Source organism: Pseudomonas sp. WS 5503 (genome assembly GCF_012985385.1).
GTDB lineage: Bacteria > Pseudomonadota > Gammaproteobacteria > Pseudomonadales > Pseudomonadaceae > Aquipseudomonas > Aquipseudomonas paracarnis.
On record NZ_JAAQWI010000013.1, the window covers coordinates 118,611 to 135,752 of the forward strand.

Here is a 17,142-nt window from a genome sequence, read left to right on the forward strand (position 1 = left end):
GGTCTCATATCAATGATATGAGACCCTTACGTTACATAACGCTACGTTTGACAGTATTCACCCCTTCCTGACCTGCCTTTTGAACATCTTTTGTTCCGCTGGTAAGGCCTTCCAATGCTTTTCCTGCGCTCACCCCTGCCCATCCCAGCGCGCCCATCCAAAACACTGGCAGGATGATGAACATCGAGCCCATCACGAAGTTTAAGATTGCGTCCTGGGTGGCAGTGTTCAAACCCATCACAGGATCAAATGATAAATGCGGAGAACCGGCTCCATATAAAGCGTCCAATATCGTGGTATCGACCCATCTAGCCAGTTGAAACCAAAAGTCCACGAATATCAGAGCGAAAAAAACAACGGACATAGTCATGGCCACTTTTAGTTGGTAAGCCCCGACGATTAGCACCAAGGGAATGCAAATCACCATCGCCATTTTCAAGAACGCCATGACCATCGGTAGCGCCTGGCGAACCATGTCCATCGCTGGAAAATAGGCCATAGATCCTAATGCAACCCCGAGAGTCCCCGCTGCCCGGGCTGCACCATTCCACACAGTTCCGTCGATTTGTCCCCCGTAGTCCGTATAAACATCCCCTTTCACCTGGTTCGACGGCGAGACCAGTTGCCGGACAAGCGAGTCAGTGACTTCGTCCGGGGACAACCACTTTGCCCAGCCGAGCATTTTGGTCATGAGGTCCGGCGACACTTGAGCCTTGATACGGTCCCGCAGTCCCACTCCGCTATCTGACCACCATTGTTTGCAAGTTGGATAGCCCCCACCTCCACCCACTTGTGGTAAACCCACATCACGAGATGCGTTATAGGGCCATGATGCCCTTGGAGTTTTGGAGTAGTCCGTGTCGTAATAACCCGAGGTGTTCAATAAATAGTGCGAACCAATCCAGCTGAGTTCCTGCGCAAAACGAGGGTCATTCCCTTGCGCTCCCAATTCGGGTTGGCGCATGAATAATCTGGCACGGGAGGGTCCATAGCAATCGTGCGTAAAGTCGCCAATTTCCTGAGCCAATAGCGGGTTGTTGATCTTGGTGTTGCTAACTTCCATGCGTACTTGCCGTAAATCAGTCCCGCAGGGAATTGCTGCTACAGCGCCATTGGTTAATCCCTTTGATAATGCATGCATTAATGCCCACCACATGGGCATCTGGGCACTCTTTCCTGCCAGTGAGCTGAATGTTGTGTTCCAGCCTGTGTCTGTGGGTTTAGGTAAGTTGTATTGACATTGCTGAGCTCTACTCTGGTCAAATGCCAAGGTATCAAAACTCACATTGACGGCTGGTACAGCGAAGAATGCGACTACGATGTAGCCAACGTAGATATTGGTTTCGATACGTGCCAGTGAGAGAACGCCTTTGTTGCCCTCATCGGCCCCCTCACCACGGACTTTCAGCCACTCTCGAATAACGATGATGCAGAAGGGGAGGGCGAATAGACCGGTATCTGAAATCATCGCCCAGATACCATTGTTGATGATCCAACCGACCAACGTCAGGTAGTACTCTAAATAGTCATTGGTGTAGAGCGTCACAGAACACCCCCTGCCTGATACAGCACCTTGCTCAGTTCAACCATCAGAAATAATAAGATCACCATTATCTCGATCTTCAACAGGCCTTTGCGCCGTTTCGAGCGTTCTGAGTTCGATAACCGTACCTTGAATTTGAACCAGGCAACGGTCAGTGCGATATAAAGCATTAGGCGCCAGGTAAAGAGCGGCCAATAGTGGTCGGTGCGCCAGGCTTGCCATTGCTCGGCGCTGTCGAACATGTTCATCAGGACAGCGCTGAGTAGGACTACGAGGGCGGCAGTCGCGAGCAAAACACCCAGAACAAGCAGAATGCTCCTCCCGGTTCGTCGAACCAGCGAACGGTTGGGAGCGGCGACAGGCTCCTGTATTTCGGTCATGGCCTTTCTCACTGTTTGTTCTGGGCGGGTGACTGCAACTCGTCCAATCGATTCGTTTCTGGGGCTCCCGGGGACACGCCACGAGAGTCTTCTGCCCGTGCTTTGCTGCGTTCAATGATGGTCAGAGGCGAGTTCTTCGCGAGCTGCTGACGCATGTCCAGTTCCATTTTGAGGTTGCCGATCTCCTGTTGCAGCGAGGAGCTCTGCTGGCCGACTGCCTGGACGGCGAGGTCATTAGCCGCGACGTTCGGTTCCCGACTGCCTGCCATCAAGGTGCGCTGTAGGGTCAGAGCTTTCTCCAACACATCGGACAACGCGACTTCGGAGGCAAGCCGGCGAGCGAGTACGTCCTGGTCGCGCTCATCCTTGAGTGCTGCTACAACGCCTCGGGTGATGGGTAACGAGTTGCTGCTCGCTGCTTCCAGGTTTTCTAGCGACAGCGTTTTGCTTCCGCTCAGCAGTTCCTGCAGGGCCTTCAGCTTGGTGTCGTACGTTTCCTGGATCAGCGGCGTGAGGCCGACGCCTGCGGCTGTCACCGTTTTAGGGCAACTGTCACAGGTCTGCTGTTGTTGTTCACCCAGGACACGATTGGCAAAGGTGGTGGCTTCCTGGGGCGATGACCAGACATTGCACACCATGCCGTTGTTGCAGTTCGCTTTACTGATGGATGCGGTGTCGCCGGCCGCGCGCTTGTTCAGAAGGTTGTAGCCCGCCTTGGTGACGTCGCCTACGATACGAATTGGCTTCTGACCGGAACCACCTGCTCTATCACCACCAACCCAAGTGACGCCATCGTTTCCACCTTTCTTTTCGACTTGTTCCACCGCCGACACTGCGTCTGTGTTGGATGTTAGCGCCTGACTCATAGCCTGACCTTCAGCAAGCTTGCCCCAGCCCATTTGGTTACCGGCGATATCCGCCATCTTTTCGCCAATGGCGCGGCAGGTGCCTTTGGAGCGGTCGAAGTCCAGGCGGGCCTGCAAAATGCCGTTGGTGATGAGGTTGTATAGCGCCGGGTTCGCACGTTGAAGAATCAGTGCCGGCAGCGAAGCCACGGCGCTGGTGGCGCTCTGTACCACCGAGCTCATGATGTTTTTGAAGCCGGAAGTGGCACCATTCAATTGGTTTTCAAGGGTTGTGCTCAGGCTCATGTTTCCGCAGATTAGATTGGTATTCCAACCGCCTCCCACAGAAATACTATCCATGTTGCCTGCGCTCCCCATGGTGACTGCGTTGCCGCCGCCAATGCTATACAGCACGTTGTCCCCAATGACGCTTCCGGAGGAGGAGACGTTGATTGGATCAGCAGAGAGCGCTATTGCACTGCTGAGGCTGCAGGCGAGCCCTATCGCCAAGGTAGTGAGTTTCATGCTTTGCTCCGATCGCTGTTTCATTGGAAGTCCGTACTGCCGAGGAAGGTCTGTCCTCGACGCTGGCAACACGAATAAGGGCGCCAGAGTGCCCAGGCGTAGCCGCCATCCTGCGCATCGATGTTCGGATCGATGGTGGGAAAGGTTGCGCAAGTCGGGTTGAGGACTGGGGTGAGCTCTTGCCACTTACCAGTGGAGGCGTCACCTTCGCGTAGCGGCCCTGCGGGCCAGTAACCGGGGTAGGGAAGGGCGAGCATCGGCAAGTAGACATGGACCTGGCCTGGGCGGGTAACCACGTCGCCGGCACGCTGCGCAATAACTGCGCCCGTTTTGTAGTCGTCAGTCTGGTTAAGGAAGCCGCTACGCGGGTAGACGTTCCCCCAGCTGCTTGCTGAGAGCAGGCTACCGACTTCGCGCATGCCCGGAATGAGTGCTTCGGGGTATACGGATTCCGGGACGCCGTATCGCCAAGCAATGGGGTCAAGGGTGCTCAGAAAGTAAGGCACAAGCGGTAAGGTTGCGCCTTTGCATACATAGCCCGAGGCGCTGGCAAACTGACTCAACGCCGCACCACCTGGATGGCCGATGACATCGGCTTCCTTAAATTTGATGATGTTGTTCTCTGCAACGTGATTGGTAGTGCCGTCGTTGCCCGCTTGGGCCATCGGATTCGGGGTGCCAAGAGGTGACATCTCTATCCAAGGGTTCATCCCGGTATTCGCATATGCAGACACCACAGCGTCCGGTACGTAGTGACGAACCTTGGTCGAGGTTTTGACTTTGCATCCGAATGGCGTGCAGAGCAGCCAATAGCAGATGCCGACCACTTTGTACTCCAGGCAGGTTGGTGACAGGGTCGAGGCAATAATCGCTGCCGAGTTGATCGCAGCCGATGCACTGAATGACAGGCTGAAAGTGATAGCCAGCGACAAAGGCCGGATCGCAAAACGTGAGCGTCTCATCGTGACAGGCTCCGTGCTCGTTCAATCAACGCGACGGCTTTAGCTGCGTCAGGCTCGCCGTACACGACGTAGCGACGATCTACGACCACGGCTGGGAGTTTTTCGACTCGCAGGCTCCAGGCGTCTATGACGCCCTGCTGGGCTTGGGCCAACTCGTTTTGCAGATGCTTCCCTGCAGGGCTGACAAGGTAGCGTTGAATGGCCGCTTCTGCCTGGCGTGGATCGGCGGGTAGTTGGTTGGAAAGTTGTTCTTCAAGGCGCTGCTGATCATCCAGGAAGATGACGCGAGCGCCAGAAGGTGCGGATACTGGATGTGCTCGGTTTGTAATGACCCACGTCTCCGCGTGGGACGCAGTTGACAAGAACAGTAGCAGTGAAAACAGCCAGCGCCGCGTTTCGCTAATGTGGGTAAGGATCTGGAGCATGGCACCGTACCTGATATGGATTCAGGTACAGAAGACCGGATGGCTGTCTTGAGCGCAGTAAGAAATAGGAATTTGGAAGCTTTGGGTATTTGAGAGCGACGAATTCGTGTGGGTTGGATTAGAGATGGCACTTGGTCGGCTCAAATTGACGACGCAGTGAGTACGCAGTTAACTGGCTATCCACACAGCAAGAGTTCAAGCCAAGTTTATGAGGCGACCCTTCTTGGCCCCATCGCCGCCGATGGTCCACAGTACGCCAGTCGGACGAGTCTCGCCACCGCCCCACGACATAACGAAAAATCACTTCTATTGAAGCTTCGGGCGACATCAACGGCAAAATGCTCGCCCTGCCGATATCGTCAGCGGGTTTGGTCGTGCTGGAGAAAACAACCTCAAGATTCGAAGGCTTTATCTTTATCCTTGGGCAGGCAGTAGTTTGTGCTGTCCTGCTTGAGATCCTTCACGATCAAATGTTGCAAACGGAGCGCCTGCTGCACAGCTTCAATGTCATCTTCGATGACGTTAAGGATAAGATAAAAACCTATCCTCCGAGACCGTATTGCTGTTAAAGACCATCCTGCCGATTGCGTTTTCGGTGCTCTACGTAGTGCCTAATTTCCGCAGCCCATGAGGCTTTTGTGACACGTTCGTAGTCTCATTTAGCTACGCCCAAACGATTCATCCGCCTGTAGCGGTCAAAGCCGCTTTTCATAATAGGAAGATATGCATTTTTATAAAAAATCTCTAGATGCTCCAGGTGGGATACGAGTTGATTTCTGATGGTCGTATGATGCATTCAGCGTGCTCTGCCAATAAAGCTAAACTTTAAATAGTTGAACTCACGAGCTCTACGAGAGGCCTTACAGATATGTAATATTCGCGGCAGCTTCCTGAAAGGCATCACTGGTTATCCTCTAGTCAGAAGTAAGTGAGCACTAGGAGAAAATCATGAAATTATTAAAAGTTGTTTTTGCCGCTTCCATCTTGACCATGTCTTCTTTGGCCATGGCTGAAGGAGGTGGTGACCGTGTTTATGGTCGAATGATGCAAGAGAACCAGAAGGCGATGGAGCAGTACGCCTTAGAAAACGGAAAGGCGACACCTGAAGTTGTTCATTATGAATACGGAATGAACCTCGATGTCCAGAAGGTAATCAGTACCACTCAAGCCAATAAAACCTGTGGCGTAGCCCCTTCGCGCATGACCTATGAAGATTCGGCGGGCAAGCTCAACACCTTGGAATACAAGGTTATGGGTACTAACTGCCCTCACGGAAGTTAATTAGCGTTAGCCCTGACTGCGCAAGGTTGTTCGGTATGTTTTGAGCCTGCTTGCTGTTCGCTGACACAGAAGTAATTTTCAGGTCACGCTGGAGTTATCTATTGTATGAAATTATGTCTGCCGGCACGTAGGAGAAATCCTCACGTGCTGGTGGCTTTTATAATTATAAAAAATATTTCATAAAGAAACTCTGCCAAGCTAAAGCCTGGAGTGTTAAATGAACAATAAAAGCATTTATGGTCTTTCTCTCATTTCCCTTGGCATGAGCATGGGGCAAGTTGCAGTAGCTGTGGAGCAAAAGCCTGAAGGGTTCATTGAGGGGAGCACCTTTAGTATTCTCAATCGGAATCTCTATCTCAATCGTGATTATCGAAAGGGTCAATCAAGCCCCACGGGCAATGGTTACTCAGCCGAATGGGCTCATGGCATCATTGGCCGATTCGAATCAGGCTTTACTCAAGGTACCGTAGGCTTCGGCATTGATGCGTTTGCAATGGAAGGCCTCAAGCTCGATTCAGGTGATGGTCGCTCGGGAGCCCGTAGCTCAGTCGATGTCTTGCCGCACAATAGCAAAGGCCAACCTGAAGACTCCTACTCAAAAGTAGGCGGGGCCGCAAAAGTGCGTTTCCTGGATACAGTCGTCAAGGTAGGCGACGTATTTCCATCGACGCCTGTCGTTGCCTATGGGGATTCCCGACTTCTCCCGGAGAGTTTCCGGGGTGCAACGTTCACTAATACCAGCATCAAAGGCCTGACCCTTCAGGGGGGCCGGCTGCATGCGATGAGCCAACCCAATTCCAGTAGCATGCGTGACGGCTTTTCAACTTTTTACGCCGGTGTAGTAGATGCTCCATGGATCGCTTATCTAGGGGGCGATTACACGGTCAATGAACACGTAGGTGTGAGTCTTTACACCAGCCAATTCAAGGATGTGTGGAACCAATACTACGCGGGCACCACATTGAGCTATCCACTCTCAGAAAGCGTATCGCTAATTGGCGGCTTTAATTACTACCGAGCGGTTGATGAGGGTGAAAAACTTCTGGGAAGCTTCGATAACAAGATCTGGAGCGGCAAGACCGGGGTCAAATTCGGAGCGCACGCCGTGACCGTTGGTTACCAGCGCAATAATGGTAACGACGACTTTGACTACCTTCGCCAGTCCGACTCAATTTTTTTGGATAACTCCATTCAGTACAGCGATTTCAACTCACCGAAAGAGCAATCCTTGCAGCTGCGCTACGATCTAGATATGCAGGCTTTCGGCATCCCCGGTCTGAGCTTCATGACCCGCTACGCTAAGGGTTGGGATGCGGACTATTCCAACGCAAACAGCGTGTACATGCGTCGCGGAGCGGACGGTGCCCCATTGCAGGACCAAAAGCGTTGGGAGCGAGACATCGAGGCTAAGTATGTCATCCAGTCAGGCTCACTGAAGGACATGTCTTTACGTGTCCGCCAAGCAACGACACGAGCTACCGATTTCGAATCTGATTTGGACGAGGTCAGACTGATTGTTGAATATCCACTGCAACTCCTTTAACGGGCATTAGCCATCGGCATCAACTGTCCGGTATCCCCGATACACCCCGTCTCCTTGTTTCTCCTTTGGTTTGGAGACGGCTTAGGCGCCCTAGTGGCGCCTTTTTTTGTGGATTGAAGAAACTGTTGGTATATCCATCCCGGCGGCGAGCGTCCCTGGGGTTGTATGGCTGATTGGAACGTGTGAACATACTCTCAATATAGGTAGGGGGGGTATGGTATGGGTCATATGAGATCAAGCAAAGACAATCTTCTTAAGCGTGTAAAGCGAATCGCTGGGCAAGTCCAGGCGATTGAGCGAGCACTCGACTCTGATGATGACTGCTCGAAAACCCTGCTTTTGGTCGCTTCTGCCCGTGGCGCTATCAATGGGCTGATGGATGAAATTATCGAAGACCACGCTCGTGAACACGTTGCGAATCCGACACTCAGCAACGAAGAAAGAGCGAAAGGCGTCGATGAGCTTCTCGAAGCCATTCGCCGCTATTCCAAATAGGATTTGCCCAGATGAGTAATTCGTACACCGACTATTCCCACGACCATATGTTCCTGGGGAAATCACATGAAGAAAACGCCAAGCGAACCTTGTGGGTAGTGGCTCTGACCGTCGTAATGATGGTTGCTGAAATCACCGCAGGTTATCTCACTGGCTCAATGGCGTTGCTTGCTGATGGATTTCACATGGCAACACACGCTGGAGCACTTGGCATAGCCGCAGCTGCTTACGGTTACGCAAAAAGACATGCCTCAAATGCTCGCTACAGTTTTGGAACTGGCAAGGTTGGAGACTTGGGTGGCTTCGCATCTGCTCTGATTTTGGGACTGGTCTCTTTGGGAATTGCCGGAGAGTCGCTATTTCGTCTCTTTCAACCGACTCAAGTGCAATTCGGGACAGCGACTCTTATCGCAATTGTCGGATTAGCAGTGAATGTGGTGAGCGCGCTTTTGCTGTCTGGCGGTCATAATCATCACCATGGGCATGACCACGGCCAAGATGAATCTCACCATGCACATGGTCATGACAATAATCTGCGCTCTGCTTATATTCACGTCATTGCAGATGCACTGACTTCGGTTCTGGCCATCGCAGCACTGCTTGCTGGTCGTTACCTTGGTTGGGTCTGGCTCGACCCTGCAATGGGGATTGTGGGTGCAGTTGTCATCGCACGCTGGGCTTGGTCGTTGATGCGGGTGACTGCGAGTGTATTGCTAGACCAGACAGATGATCATGTCGCTGAAGAGATTCGTGAACTGGTTGAGCGACAGGGAGATGCTTCGATCATAGATCTTCATGTCTGGCAGGTAGGGCCGCAAGCCCGCGCCGCTATTGTGAGTGTTCTAGGCAGCCCAGCAGTGAATGCACAAAACATACGAGAACGGCTTGCGACAGTTCATGAGATCACTCATCTGACAGTTGAGTACCGCACGAAGCCGGGCGCTGTTTCACCCGATCAGGTCGCCGTTCAGGCTTAGCAATGAGCCCGTAGTTCGCATAAGTTCGCCGAGGAATTGACCAATGGCCAAGGACATCGAGAATCCGTGTACTTCTGTCTGCCAGTTGAACAGCGAACTGTGCGTCAGCTGCGGTCGCACCAAGGAAGACATCAGAAAATGGAAACGAATGAAGCGTCCAGAAAAAATGGCCGCTGTACAACGCGCGACCCTGCGTCTGAAAAGCCTGCAAAAAAAGAACTCTCAAACCACTGTAATTTAACTTTTCTACGCTTTCAGCCGAGACAGATGTCCAGATTCGGAAAGGCAAGCTGAGTGGCAACGCCACCCGAACTTAGCACTATCGTGGTCAGATGCGCAGTGCTTGTCAGCAGACGGAGCATGGCGTCATCTCAAATTGTTATTGAGGACAGCGGTACGGGGTTATCCGATTCGGCGCAGGCGCGCCTTTACAGCTTGTTGCTGATCGTCCTTTGCGTATTGCTTGAGAATGAAATCAACATAGCATGTCCCGCTGCATGGCCATGAGCTGGGACCATGCTGTGGCCGAATGGATGAGGTGGGATTAGTTTGCGGGGTATTCAGCAATGACCTGATCTACGCCGGCTTTGGTCAGGCCGATTATTTGGTAGGTCTCATGTACTCCGTCGACTTCCATTCCTGGAGAACCTGCTGGCATTCCAGGAGCAGCGATCCCGAGAAGGTCGTCACGCTTACTCATCGCAATTATTTGCTCAACTGGCACATGACCTTCAACAAACTTCCCGTTGATCATCGCAGTGTGACAAGACGAGAGTCGTGGAGCGACACCTAGATCTTGTTTGACAGCACTCATGTTGGTTTCTACATGATCAATGACGGTGAAGCCATTGGCCTCAAGATGCTGAATCCATTTTTTGCAGCATCCGCAGTTTGCATCTCGATGCACATCGATGGTCAGGGCCTGCGCCGCTTGAGCCGTTGAGCCGATGAACAGCGCAGCGAATGTTGCAATACGCAGAAATCGACTTGAAAGTCGGAAGCTACCTGTCATGAATATTTCCTTTTCCCTTGGAGACGGCGAGATGTTCTACGAAGCAATAGAACCCCACTCAAGCGTTCATGCCGCTGCAAAGGTTACATTGAAGGATCTACTTTAGAGTCGGGGAGCCAACTCCCCGATCATTTGAATTCGTAGGGCTAGTGCTCAAATCGCTCAGAACCACATCCGAATACCAGCTACAAACCGGGCCTCGTTTGTCTTTTCCCCTTCATCGCTGGCTAGGTCAGCCGTCTTACCATATGAGCGATTCCAGCTAACACCAATGTAGGGTGCGAATTGACGAGTAATTTCGTAGCGCAACCGCAGGCCTAGTTCGGTGTTGGCCAATCCAGATCCTATGCCGCGCTGAGGATCATTTTTCCCGTACAAGTTTACTTCGGCGGTCGGCTGCAAGATCAGGCGATTGGTCAACAGGATGTCGTAATCGCCTTCAAACCGAGCTGCGGTTTGACCGTTCTCACCAATATAAGCAGTCGCTTCAGCTTCAAAGTTATAGAGGGCCATGCCCTGAATACCGAGCGCTCCCCATGTTTGAGGTGACCCAGGTTTGAAGTCTTGTCGAATGCCGGTGACGACATCCCACCAAGGACCGATGGCGTGTCCCCACAGAGCCTGAAGTTCAGCGTTCTCGGTTACGCCATTGGTACGTTCGCCTTCCGAACGCAACCATAGGCGATCGACGTCACCGCCGATCCACCCTTTTGCATCCCAAGCCAGCGCACTACCGTTGTCAGCGTCTTGGTACTCAAATTTATCCAGGAGGATGAACGAGTTAATTTTTTTATCGTGCACACCATGGCCTGGTAAGTCTGGAAAAGCGGCGGCCCGGTCAGCGTCGGTAAGTACGGGGATTGGGGTTCGGCTTGTGGTAGTCGCCCCTCCATCCATGCTTTCCATACCGTCCATTTGCCCGTTATCGCTGTGATCCATAGCCCCCATCTTGCTATGGTCCATGGCTCCCATTGAGCCGTGGTCCATCTTGGAGTGATCCATCGCGGCATCTTTCGGTTTGGCGGGTTTGGATTTTTGTGCAGTTGAAGACTTTGCGTCCGCACTTGATGGCATCGCCATCGACGGATCCATCTCTTCAGCGGCTTGAGCCATGAAAAAGAATGCTGGACCGGTAGAGACTGCAAGTGCCATCAGCGTTGGGCGTAAAAACTTACTGGTCATGATCTCAATCTGCCTTTTTGGTTTTTTGGTCATGATCCATCGACTCATGGCTCATCTGGCTATGGTCCATCGCCCCGTGATCTAGCTTCGAATCGTTTGCCGTTGCTGGCTTGTCCGTTGCTGTAACAGGAACAGTGGTTGAATGGTCGCTGCCATTTTCCTCTGCCAGCACCGTGGACGAGAGTCCACCCAGCAGGACAGCGGCAAAGAGGCAACCCACGAGGGAATTACGATTTCGGTATGTGCTCACAGATCGTCTCCTTTACTCATCAACCCGTACTTCACGGAACATGCCCATTTCCATATGGAAAAGCAGGTGACAGTGATATGCCCAACGGCCTAAGGCATCAGCGGTGACTCGATAGCTGCGTTTGGTACCTGGTGGCATATCGATCGTGTGCTTGCGCACCATGAACTTGCCGTTCTCGTCCTCAAGGTCACTCCACATGCCGTGAAGGTGGATGGGGTGTGTCATCATGGTGTCGTTCACCAAGGTGATGCGCAGACGCTCGCCATACTTCAGGCGCAGCGGTTCGGCGTCAGAGAATTTGATGCCGTTGAACGACCACGAAAACTTCTCCATGTGACCGGTCAAATGAAGCTCGATGGTACGATTTGGCTCGCGGCCGTCAGGGTCTTGGAAAGTGCTTTTCAAGTCGGAGTAAGTGAGCACTCGACGACCATTGTTCCGCAAGCCTATGCCCGGATCACTTAGCTTTGGCGTTGGATTCATGGCTTGCATATCAACCAGGGGATTGTTGGTTTCAGAGGCAGGGTGTGTCTGCATTTCTCCACCCATACCACCCATGCCAGCCATCCCTGACATATCACCATTGCCCATCCCAGCCATCTTGCTGTGATCCATGCCCGCCATGTTAGTCATGTCACCGCTGTCCATGCCGGTCATCCCGGTCATGTCACTTTGGTCCATACCGGTCATCTTGCTGTGGTCCATGCCCGCCATGCCCGCCATGCCGGACATGTCACCTGGTGTCTTCTCTGCGCCGCCCATACCAGCCATGCTGCCATGGTCCATACCAGCCATACCGCCCATCCCCATGTCATCCATAGTGACGATTGGACGTGGATCTATAGCAGGTACCTGAGCAACTAGCCCTTCACGAAGAGCGAGGGTTCCGCGTGCATAACCCGTCCGATCCATAGACTGGGCGAAGATGGTGTAAGCCTCTTCACTGGCAGGCTCTACGATCACGTCATACGTTTCAGCTACGGCGATGCGGAATTCGTCAACACTCACTGGGTTGACGTGTTGGCCGTCGGCGGCCACAACGGTCATTTTCAAACCAGGAATGCGGACGTCGAAATAGCTCATCGCCGAGCCGTTGATAAAGCGTAGTCGTAGCTTCTCACCCGGCTTGAAAATACCGGTCCAGTTACCGTTTGGCGCCTGGCCATTCATGAGATAGGTGTAAGTATCTGCGCTGACGTCTCCAAGGTCGGTTGGGCTCATGTTCATTTCAGCCCACATCTTCCTGTCAGCTACTGTAGCTGACCAACCTTGCTTACTGACATCGTCGATAAAATCACCAACGGTGCGTTTATGGTGGTTGTAGTAGCCCGACTGTTTCTTAAGCTTGGCCATGACGCGACTAGGATCTTCATCGGTCCAATCAGTCAACATCACCACATAGTCGCGGTTGTATTGAAAAGGTTCAGGCTCTTTCGAGTCGATAACGATTGGCCCGTAAACCCCTGCCTGCTCCTGTAAGCCCGAGTGGCTGTGGTACCAGTACGTACCATTCTGATGAACCTTGAACTTGTACTCGTACATGCCGTCGGGTGCGATGCCATGGAAACTCAAGCCAGGTACACCGTCCATATTGGCCGGCAGAATGATCCCGTGCCAATGGATTGAGGTGTCTTGGTCCAGGCGGTTTTTTACACGCAGGGTGACTGTCTCTCCTTCGCGCCAACGCAGCAAAGGTCCTGGCAATGATCCATTGATGGTCATGGCTGTTCGCGGCGAGCCGGTAATGTTTACAGGTGTTTCACCAATAAACAGATCAAATTCATTGCCGGTGAGTACGCTCGGCAGACCTGGACTTGTCACCGCCCATACTGGAGTGCGCCAAAGGCCAAAGCCGCCGAGAATGCCACCAGCGGCCAAGCCTTTTACGAATGTCCGTCTAGAGGTTTTGGAATGCATGCCGTTTATTTCCAATCAGTCAAAAGGGAAGCCGTGCGAAACAACCGATCATGAGTTGCCCGGATCAGCTTTGCCCACCGTCACAAAAGACAAACTCTTACGGCAAGCGAGCTCAGAAATTGCCACATTTAAACCACCGCAGTGATTACATTTCTGTCAGCTTGGAGGGCTAGCTATTTAGCAATTCTTGTGATCCATCGCCTTGGCTTTGCTTTCAGCGACGGGATGTTGGGCATTTTGCGTTTGAGCTACTCGGTACGATTCCATCGAATTATTCCTGGCCACTTCCATGCGTGCGAAAGTCCGGTCACCACCCCCTTCAGCCATAGCCAAAGAAGAGACGGTCAGAGCCGCGATGACGAACAAGGTTTTGATAGGGTTCATTTGGGGGGCCTCGGATGATTATTGGTGACCCCTGAATCCACATCAGTCGTTGACTCTAGGGGGTGAGCTTGAGGCTCAATAGGACTATAAGACTCATCCCCTGTCAGGAAGCTTAGGCCAATATTACAGTTGTGTCAGGTTGCGATATTTCTCTTGAGATGCAGAGTGATTAGTCCGTAAGGTCTAAGCTATCCAACGACACATAACCTCCATCCACCATCTAAAATTTACCTGTGCGGCGTTGTAAGTTTCCGGTCACTGCACGATGGCGTGGCGTTTTTTGAGTTTTTCGCTGAAATCATACATCGGCTCGGACGCACTACGTTAAGCACTTGAGTGTTCGATAGGTGGGAATTAAATGGCAGCGTAACTAAAGGTGGCCACCGGTGAGTATTAATTTTGACAAAGCGCTTGGCTCCGCAGAAAGAGCATTACGTTTTCGCAGCCAACGAGCTGAGGTACTTAGCAATAATATCGCTAATGCCGACACTCCTAACTTTAAGGCCAGGGACTTGGACTTTTCTGCTGTACTGGCTAGCCAAACAAAAGGAGGTTTGGCTACTCCGTTCTCTTTAAAAACAACAAACCCAAAACATATTGCCGTAAACGAATTAGTAAGTGATATTCACGGCGGTGCTTTGCTTTACAGTACGCCGAACCAACCTTCCATTGATCAAAATACTGTGGATCAACAGGTCGAGGTCGCAAAGTATACGGAAAATGAAATTCATTTCGAAACCGCCTTTACTAGATTAAATGGAGCATTTAAGGGGCTACTTAAAGCTCTGCGAGGTGAATAATAAACTTTACCCAGCGAGGGAATCAGCGCCTCAGGCGCTGATTTGGGAAGGGAAACCGAGTGCTTCGACAGTTTTACGGACTTGCTCTGGGTTTTCACTGCTTTCAACGCTTACCTTACCTGCTGCGCGATCCACGGAAATCATAGCCTCGCTGTCCAGTGACTGAATTGCTTTGGTGATTTTGCTGACGCAGCTACCGCAACCAATGCCTGATACGTTTAAGACGAACATGGTTATTCCTCTTGTGCTGAGCAGTCTATTTTCACCGCAACAACAAGATCAACGTTGACACCACGGTAAGGTCAAGAGTTATGTATAGCGGGCTGTGAGCATCGGTTACGCTCATTCAATTCGGGTATTCCTCAGCCTCAAAGCATTGAAAACTACAGACGCAGAACTGACGCTCATGGCTAACGCAGCAATCATTGGAGACAGAAGGTGCCCCGTCAGTGGATAGAGCAGGCCTGCGGCGAGGGGAATACCCATTGAGTTGTAAAGGAAGGCGAACCCCAAGTTTTGCCGCATGTTTTTTACCGTTGCAACCGAAAGTGCCCGTGCCCGTAAAATCCCCATCAGGTCGCCTTTTACCAGCGTGAGCTGCGCGCTATTCATCGCGACGTCAGTCCCTGTACCCATGGCAATGCCCACATCTGCTCGCGCCAAGGCCGGTGCGTCGTTGATACCGTCGCCGGCCATGGCAACCTTTCGACCGGATTGCTGGAGGTCCGCCACCAGGCGCTCCTTGTCCTGAGGTTTCACTTCACCATGAACCTCTTCAATACCCATCTCCTTGGCGACAGCACGTGCGGTGGTGAGCCCGTCTCCCGTGGCCATGATGATTTTTACGTTATCAGCCTTAAGCTTGGTGACTGCTTCTTTAGAGGTCGGTTTTATCGGGTCTGAGACCGCTAGTAATCCTGCCAAGACCCCGTCAACTGCTAGATAGATGATGCTGATGCCTTCAAGGCGCAACAACTCTGCACGTTCTTGTAAGACCTTTGTGCTCACGCCGGCAGCTTCCATCAGTGCAGTGTTGCCCAGCTGTACTTTCTTGCCATCAACGAGACCACTCACCCCAATCCCTGAGCCGGACTCAAACGATTCAGGCTTGGTGAGCGCAATATTTTCAGTTCGGGCGTGATCGACGATGGCGTGTGCCAAAGGATGTTCGCTGCCTTGATCAAGGCTAGCGGCCAGTTGAAGCACATCGCGTGGGTTGAAATCTGGTGTGGCCTCCACACTGTGAAATACCGGCCGTCCCTCTGTCAGGGTTCCCGTTTTATCGACAATCAGTGTGTCGATCTTGCAAAGGTTTTCGATGGCACTGGCATCTCTGAACAGCACACCCATACTGGCGGCTTTACCCGTCGAAACCATGATCGACATGGGCGTTGCCAGACCCAGAGCACAGGGACAAGCGATGATAAGCACGGCGACAGCGTTGATCAGGCCGAAGACCCAGCTGGGTTCCGGGCCGAACAGTCCCCAACCTATGAGGGTCAGCAACGCAATCGCGATAACCGCCATCACAAAGTAGCCGGCGATCGAGTCGGCCATTCGTTGCATGGGCGCTTTGGAGCGTTGGGCTAGTGCGACCATTTGTACTATCTGCGACAGCATGGTGTCAGCGCCGACCTTTCGCGCCTCCATCACCAAGCTTCCATGAGTATTAAGCGTGGCACCGATCAGACTATCCCCTGCTCTTTTCATGACCGGCACAGGTTCACCAGTGAGCATGGATTCATCCACCGCACTTTCTCCCTCGAGTACAGAGCCATCAACTGGCACTTTTTCACCAGGTCTGACCCGCAAATGGTCTCCCAAGTGAACATGGGTAAGAGGAATGTCTTCCTCCTGACCATCGGCGTTGATCCTGCGTGCAGTCTTGGGAGATAGGCCAAGAAGGGACTTAATGGCGGCGGAGGTTTGTGACCGTGCTTTGAGCTCAAGAATCTGCCCAAGCAAGGTGAGCGAGATGATGACCGCAGCGGCTTCGAAGTAGACGCCGATGCGTCCATCTTGCATGAAGGTGGTGGGAAAACTTTGGGGAAATAGGGTTGCCGCGACGCTGTAAAGATAGGCTGCGGCAGTACCTAAACCAATCAGAGTCCACATGTTTGGACTGCGATTTCTAACGGATGCTATGCCTCTTACAAAAAAGGGCCAACCTGCCCATAAGGTGACCGGAGTGGCAAGAGCGAACTCGATCCAGTTTTGAACCGAACCATGGAAGATTTGTAATGAGTGACCCGCCATGGCTAGAAGGGCCACCATTACGGTTAAAGGCAGCGACCACCAAAAGCGGCGGGTGAAATCCAGGAGCTCGGGTTTGTCATCGTCATCAAGCGCGGGCATGACGGGCTCTAATGTCATGCCACATTTAGGGCAATTGCCGGGCCCTGGCTGTCTTATTTCCGGGTGCATAGGACAGGTAAACTCAGTGGCTACCTGTAGCGTGGGCTCTATAGCGGCGCTGCTGGGTTCAGCGCTGGGATGATTACCAATGTAGCGTTCTGGATCTGCCCGAAATTTCTCTTGGCATTTCTGGCTACAAAATTGATACGTCTGTCCTTGGTAAGACTCGCCAAATTTACTTGGAGGTATAACCGCCATACCGCACA

The 17,142-nt window shown here is 52.3% G+C and carries 18 protein-coding genes; 6 read left to right on the plus strand and 12 right to left on the minus strand.

What is annotated here, in order from left to right:
* Window positions 1-31: 31 nt before the first annotated feature.
* The 5 genes from HBO10_RS27735 to HBO10_RS27755 are packed head-to-tail and all read right to left on the minus strand — an operon-like array spanning window position 32 to window position 4,680.
* Window positions 32-1,546 carry a conjugal transfer protein TraG N-terminal domain-containing protein gene (locus tag HBO10_RS27735; protein WP_008432856.1) on the minus strand — a complete coding sequence of 505 codons (1,515 nt, stop codon included), beginning with the start codon at window positions 1,544-1,546 and terminating at the stop codon, window positions 32-34.
* Window positions 1,543-1,923, minus strand: coding sequence for a hypothetical protein (locus tag HBO10_RS27740; RefSeq protein ID WP_008432858.1), 381 nt, complete (start codon window positions 1,921-1,923; stop codon window positions 1,543-1,545). The genes HBO10_RS27735 and HBO10_RS27740 overlap by 4 nt, the downstream gene beginning before the upstream one ends.
* Window positions 1,924-1,931: 8 nt before the next feature.
* Window positions 1,932-3,293, minus strand: a complete 1,362-nt coding sequence (locus tag HBO10_RS27745; protein ID WP_034128048.1) for an integrating conjugative element protein — start codon at window positions 3,291-3,293, stop codon at window positions 1,932-1,934.
* A 20-nt stretch (window positions 3,294-3,313) separates the two neighbouring features.
* The gene (locus HBO10_RS27750) at window positions 3,314-4,255 is read right to left on the minus strand and encodes a TIGR03756 family integrating conjugative element protein (RefSeq protein WP_008432863.1); all 942 of its coding nucleotides are present in this window, start codon (window positions 4,253-4,255) and stop codon (window positions 3,314-3,316) included.
* Window positions 4,252-4,680 (minus strand): TIGR03757 family integrating conjugative element protein, encoded by a 429-nt coding sequence (locus HBO10_RS27755; RefSeq protein WP_008432865.1) that lies wholly within the window; start codon window positions 4,678-4,680, stop codon window positions 4,252-4,254. The genes HBO10_RS27750 and HBO10_RS27755 overlap by 4 nt, the downstream gene beginning before the upstream one ends.
* 948 nt (window positions 4,681-5,628) lie before the next feature.
* Here HBO10_RS27755 and HBO10_RS27760 point away from each other — a divergent pair.
* From HBO10_RS27760 to HBO10_RS27780, 5 genes are all read left to right on the plus strand, one after another.
* On the plus strand, window positions 5,629-5,961 hold the full coding sequence (locus tag HBO10_RS27760; protein WP_008432869.1) for a DUF2790 domain-containing protein: 333 nt from the start codon (window positions 5,629-5,631) through the stop codon (window positions 5,959-5,961).
* A gap of 217 nt (window positions 5,962-6,178) precedes the next feature.
* Window positions 6,179-7,504, plus strand: a complete 1,326-nt coding sequence (locus HBO10_RS27765) for an OprD family porin (RefSeq protein WP_008432871.1) — start codon at window positions 6,179-6,181, stop codon at window positions 7,502-7,504.
* A 219-nt stretch (window positions 7,505-7,723) separates the two neighbouring features.
* A complete protein-coding gene (locus HBO10_RS27770) occupies window positions 7,724-7,999 on the plus strand; it encodes a metal/formaldehyde-sensitive transcriptional repressor (RefSeq protein WP_024073346.1) in 276 nt (91 codons plus the stop codon).
* An 11-nt stretch (window positions 8,000-8,010) separates the two neighbouring features.
* Window positions 8,011-8,976 carry a CDF family Co(II)/Ni(II) efflux transporter DmeF gene (dmeF, locus tag HBO10_RS27775; protein ID WP_008437453.1) on the plus strand — a complete coding sequence of 322 codons (966 nt, stop codon included), beginning with the start codon at window positions 8,011-8,013 and terminating at the stop codon, window positions 8,974-8,976.
* Between the two features lie 43 nt (window positions 8,977-9,019).
* Window positions 9,020-9,217, plus strand: coding sequence for a DUF1289 domain-containing protein (locus HBO10_RS27780; RefSeq protein WP_008437450.1), 198 nt, complete (start codon window positions 9,020-9,022; stop codon window positions 9,215-9,217).
* 303 nt (window positions 9,218-9,520) lie between these two features.
* Here the strand turns inward: HBO10_RS27780 and HBO10_RS27785 are convergent, their stop codons facing one another.
* The 5 genes from HBO10_RS27785 to HBO10_RS27805 all read right to left on the minus strand — a co-directional run bounded on the left by HBO10_RS27785 (window position 9,521) and on the right by HBO10_RS27805 (window position 13,721).
* On the minus strand, window positions 9,521-9,988 hold the full coding sequence (locus HBO10_RS27785; RefSeq protein ID WP_008437448.1) for a DUF411 domain-containing protein: 468 nt from the start codon (window positions 9,986-9,988) through the stop codon (window positions 9,521-9,523).
* A 162-nt stretch (window positions 9,989-10,150) separates the two neighbouring features.
* Window positions 10,151-11,203, minus strand: coding sequence for a copper resistance protein B (locus HBO10_RS27790; RefSeq protein WP_008437443.1), 1,053 nt, complete (start codon window positions 11,201-11,203; stop codon window positions 10,151-10,153).
* The gene (locus HBO10_RS27795) at window positions 11,175-11,420 is read right to left on the minus strand and encodes a hypothetical protein (RefSeq protein WP_024073347.1); all 246 of its coding nucleotides are present in this window, start codon (window positions 11,418-11,420) and stop codon (window positions 11,175-11,177) included. Before HBO10_RS27795 ends, HBO10_RS27790 begins: the two co-directional genes overlap by 29 nt.
* A gap of 12 nt (window positions 11,421-11,432) precedes the next feature.
* Window positions 11,433-13,337 (minus strand): copper resistance system multicopper oxidase, encoded by a 1,905-nt coding sequence (locus HBO10_RS27800; RefSeq protein ID WP_008437439.1) that lies wholly within the window; start codon window positions 13,335-13,337, stop codon window positions 11,433-11,435.
* A 177-nt stretch (window positions 13,338-13,514) separates the two neighbouring features.
* Window positions 13,515-13,721: a co-regulatory protein PtrA N-terminal domain-containing protein gene (locus HBO10_RS27805; protein ID WP_019821302.1), complete on the minus strand. Its 207-nt coding sequence runs from the start codon at window positions 13,719-13,721 to the stop codon at window positions 13,515-13,517.
* 386 nt (window positions 13,722-14,107) lie between these two features.
* Between HBO10_RS27805 and flgB the strand changes: the two genes are divergently transcribed.
* A complete protein-coding gene (gene flgB / locus HBO10_RS27810) occupies window positions 14,108-14,521 on the plus strand; it encodes a flagellar basal body rod protein FlgB (RefSeq protein ID WP_008437437.1) in 414 nt (137 codons plus the stop codon).
* Between the two features lie 30 nt (window positions 14,522-14,551).
* Here the strand turns inward: flgB and HBO10_RS27815 are convergent, their stop codons facing one another.
* Both HBO10_RS27815 and HBO10_RS27820 read right to left on the minus strand, forming a co-directional pair.
* Window positions 14,552-14,752, minus strand: coding sequence for a heavy metal-associated domain-containing protein (locus HBO10_RS27815; RefSeq protein ID WP_008437435.1), 201 nt, complete (start codon window positions 14,750-14,752; stop codon window positions 14,552-14,554).
* A gap of 111 nt (window positions 14,753-14,863) precedes the next feature.
* On the minus strand, window positions 14,864-17,134 hold the full coding sequence (locus tag HBO10_RS27820) for a heavy metal translocating P-type ATPase (protein WP_172833414.1): 2,271 nt from the start codon (window positions 17,132-17,134) through the stop codon (window positions 14,864-14,866).
* Window positions 17,135-17,142 lie beyond the last annotated feature (8 nt).

What these genes read in the sequence shown, in the direction of transcription:
- HBO10_RS27785 (WP_008437448.1), bottom strand. Translation starts at nt 9,988, where the DNA reads ATGACAGGTAGCTTCCGACTTTCAAGTCGATTTCTGCGTATTGCAACA.
- HBO10_RS27800 (WP_008437439.1), bottom strand. Translation starts at nt 13,337, where the DNA reads ATGCATTCCAAAACCTCTAGACGGACATTCGTAAAAGGCTTGGCCGCT.
- dmeF (WP_008437453.1), top strand. Translation starts at nt 8,011, where the DNA reads ATGAGTAATTCGTACACCGACTATTCCCACGACCATATGTTCCTGGGG.
- HBO10_RS27760 (WP_008432869.1), top strand. Translation starts at nt 5,629, where the DNA reads ATGAAATTATTAAAAGTTGTTTTTGCCGCTTCCATCTTGACCATGTCT.
- HBO10_RS27780 (WP_008437450.1), top strand. Translation starts at nt 9,020, where the DNA reads ATGGCCAAGGACATCGAGAATCCGTGTACTTCTGTCTGCCAGTTGAAC.
- HBO10_RS27820 (WP_172833414.1), bottom strand. Translation starts at nt 17,134, where the DNA reads ATGGCGGTTATACCTCCAAGTAAATTTGGCGAGTCTTACCAAGGACAG.
- HBO10_RS27740 (WP_008432858.1), bottom strand. Translation starts at nt 1,923, where the DNA reads ATGACCGAAATACAGGAGCCTGTCGCCGCTCCCAACCGTTCGCTGGTT.
- HBO10_RS27805 (WP_019821302.1), bottom strand. Translation starts at nt 13,721, where the DNA reads ATGAACCCTATCAAAACCTTGTTCGTCATCGCGGCTCTGACCGTCTCT.
- HBO10_RS27815 (WP_008437435.1), bottom strand. Translation starts at nt 14,752, where the DNA reads ATGTTCGTCTTAAACGTATCAGGCATTGGTTGCGGTAGCTGCGTCAGC.
- HBO10_RS27790 (WP_008437443.1), bottom strand. Translation starts at nt 11,203, where the DNA reads ATGACCAAAAAACCAAAAAGGCAGATTGAGATCATGACCAGTAAGTTT.
- HBO10_RS27770 (WP_024073346.1), top strand. Translation starts at nt 7,724, where the DNA reads ATGGGTCATATGAGATCAAGCAAAGACAATCTTCTTAAGCGTGTAAAG.
- HBO10_RS27750 (WP_008432863.1), bottom strand. Translation starts at nt 4,255, where the DNA reads ATGAGACGCTCACGTTTTGCGATCCGGCCTTTGTCGCTGGCTATCACT.
- HBO10_RS27765 (WP_008432871.1), top strand. Translation starts at nt 6,179, where the DNA reads ATGAACAATAAAAGCATTTATGGTCTTTCTCTCATTTCCCTTGGCATG.
- HBO10_RS27745 (WP_034128048.1), bottom strand. Translation starts at nt 3,293, where the DNA reads ATGAAACTCACTACCTTGGCGATAGGGCTCGCCTGCAGCCTCAGCAGT.
- HBO10_RS27755 (WP_008432865.1), bottom strand. Translation starts at nt 4,680, where the DNA reads ATGCTCCAGATCCTTACCCACATTAGCGAAACGCGGCGCTGGCTGTTT.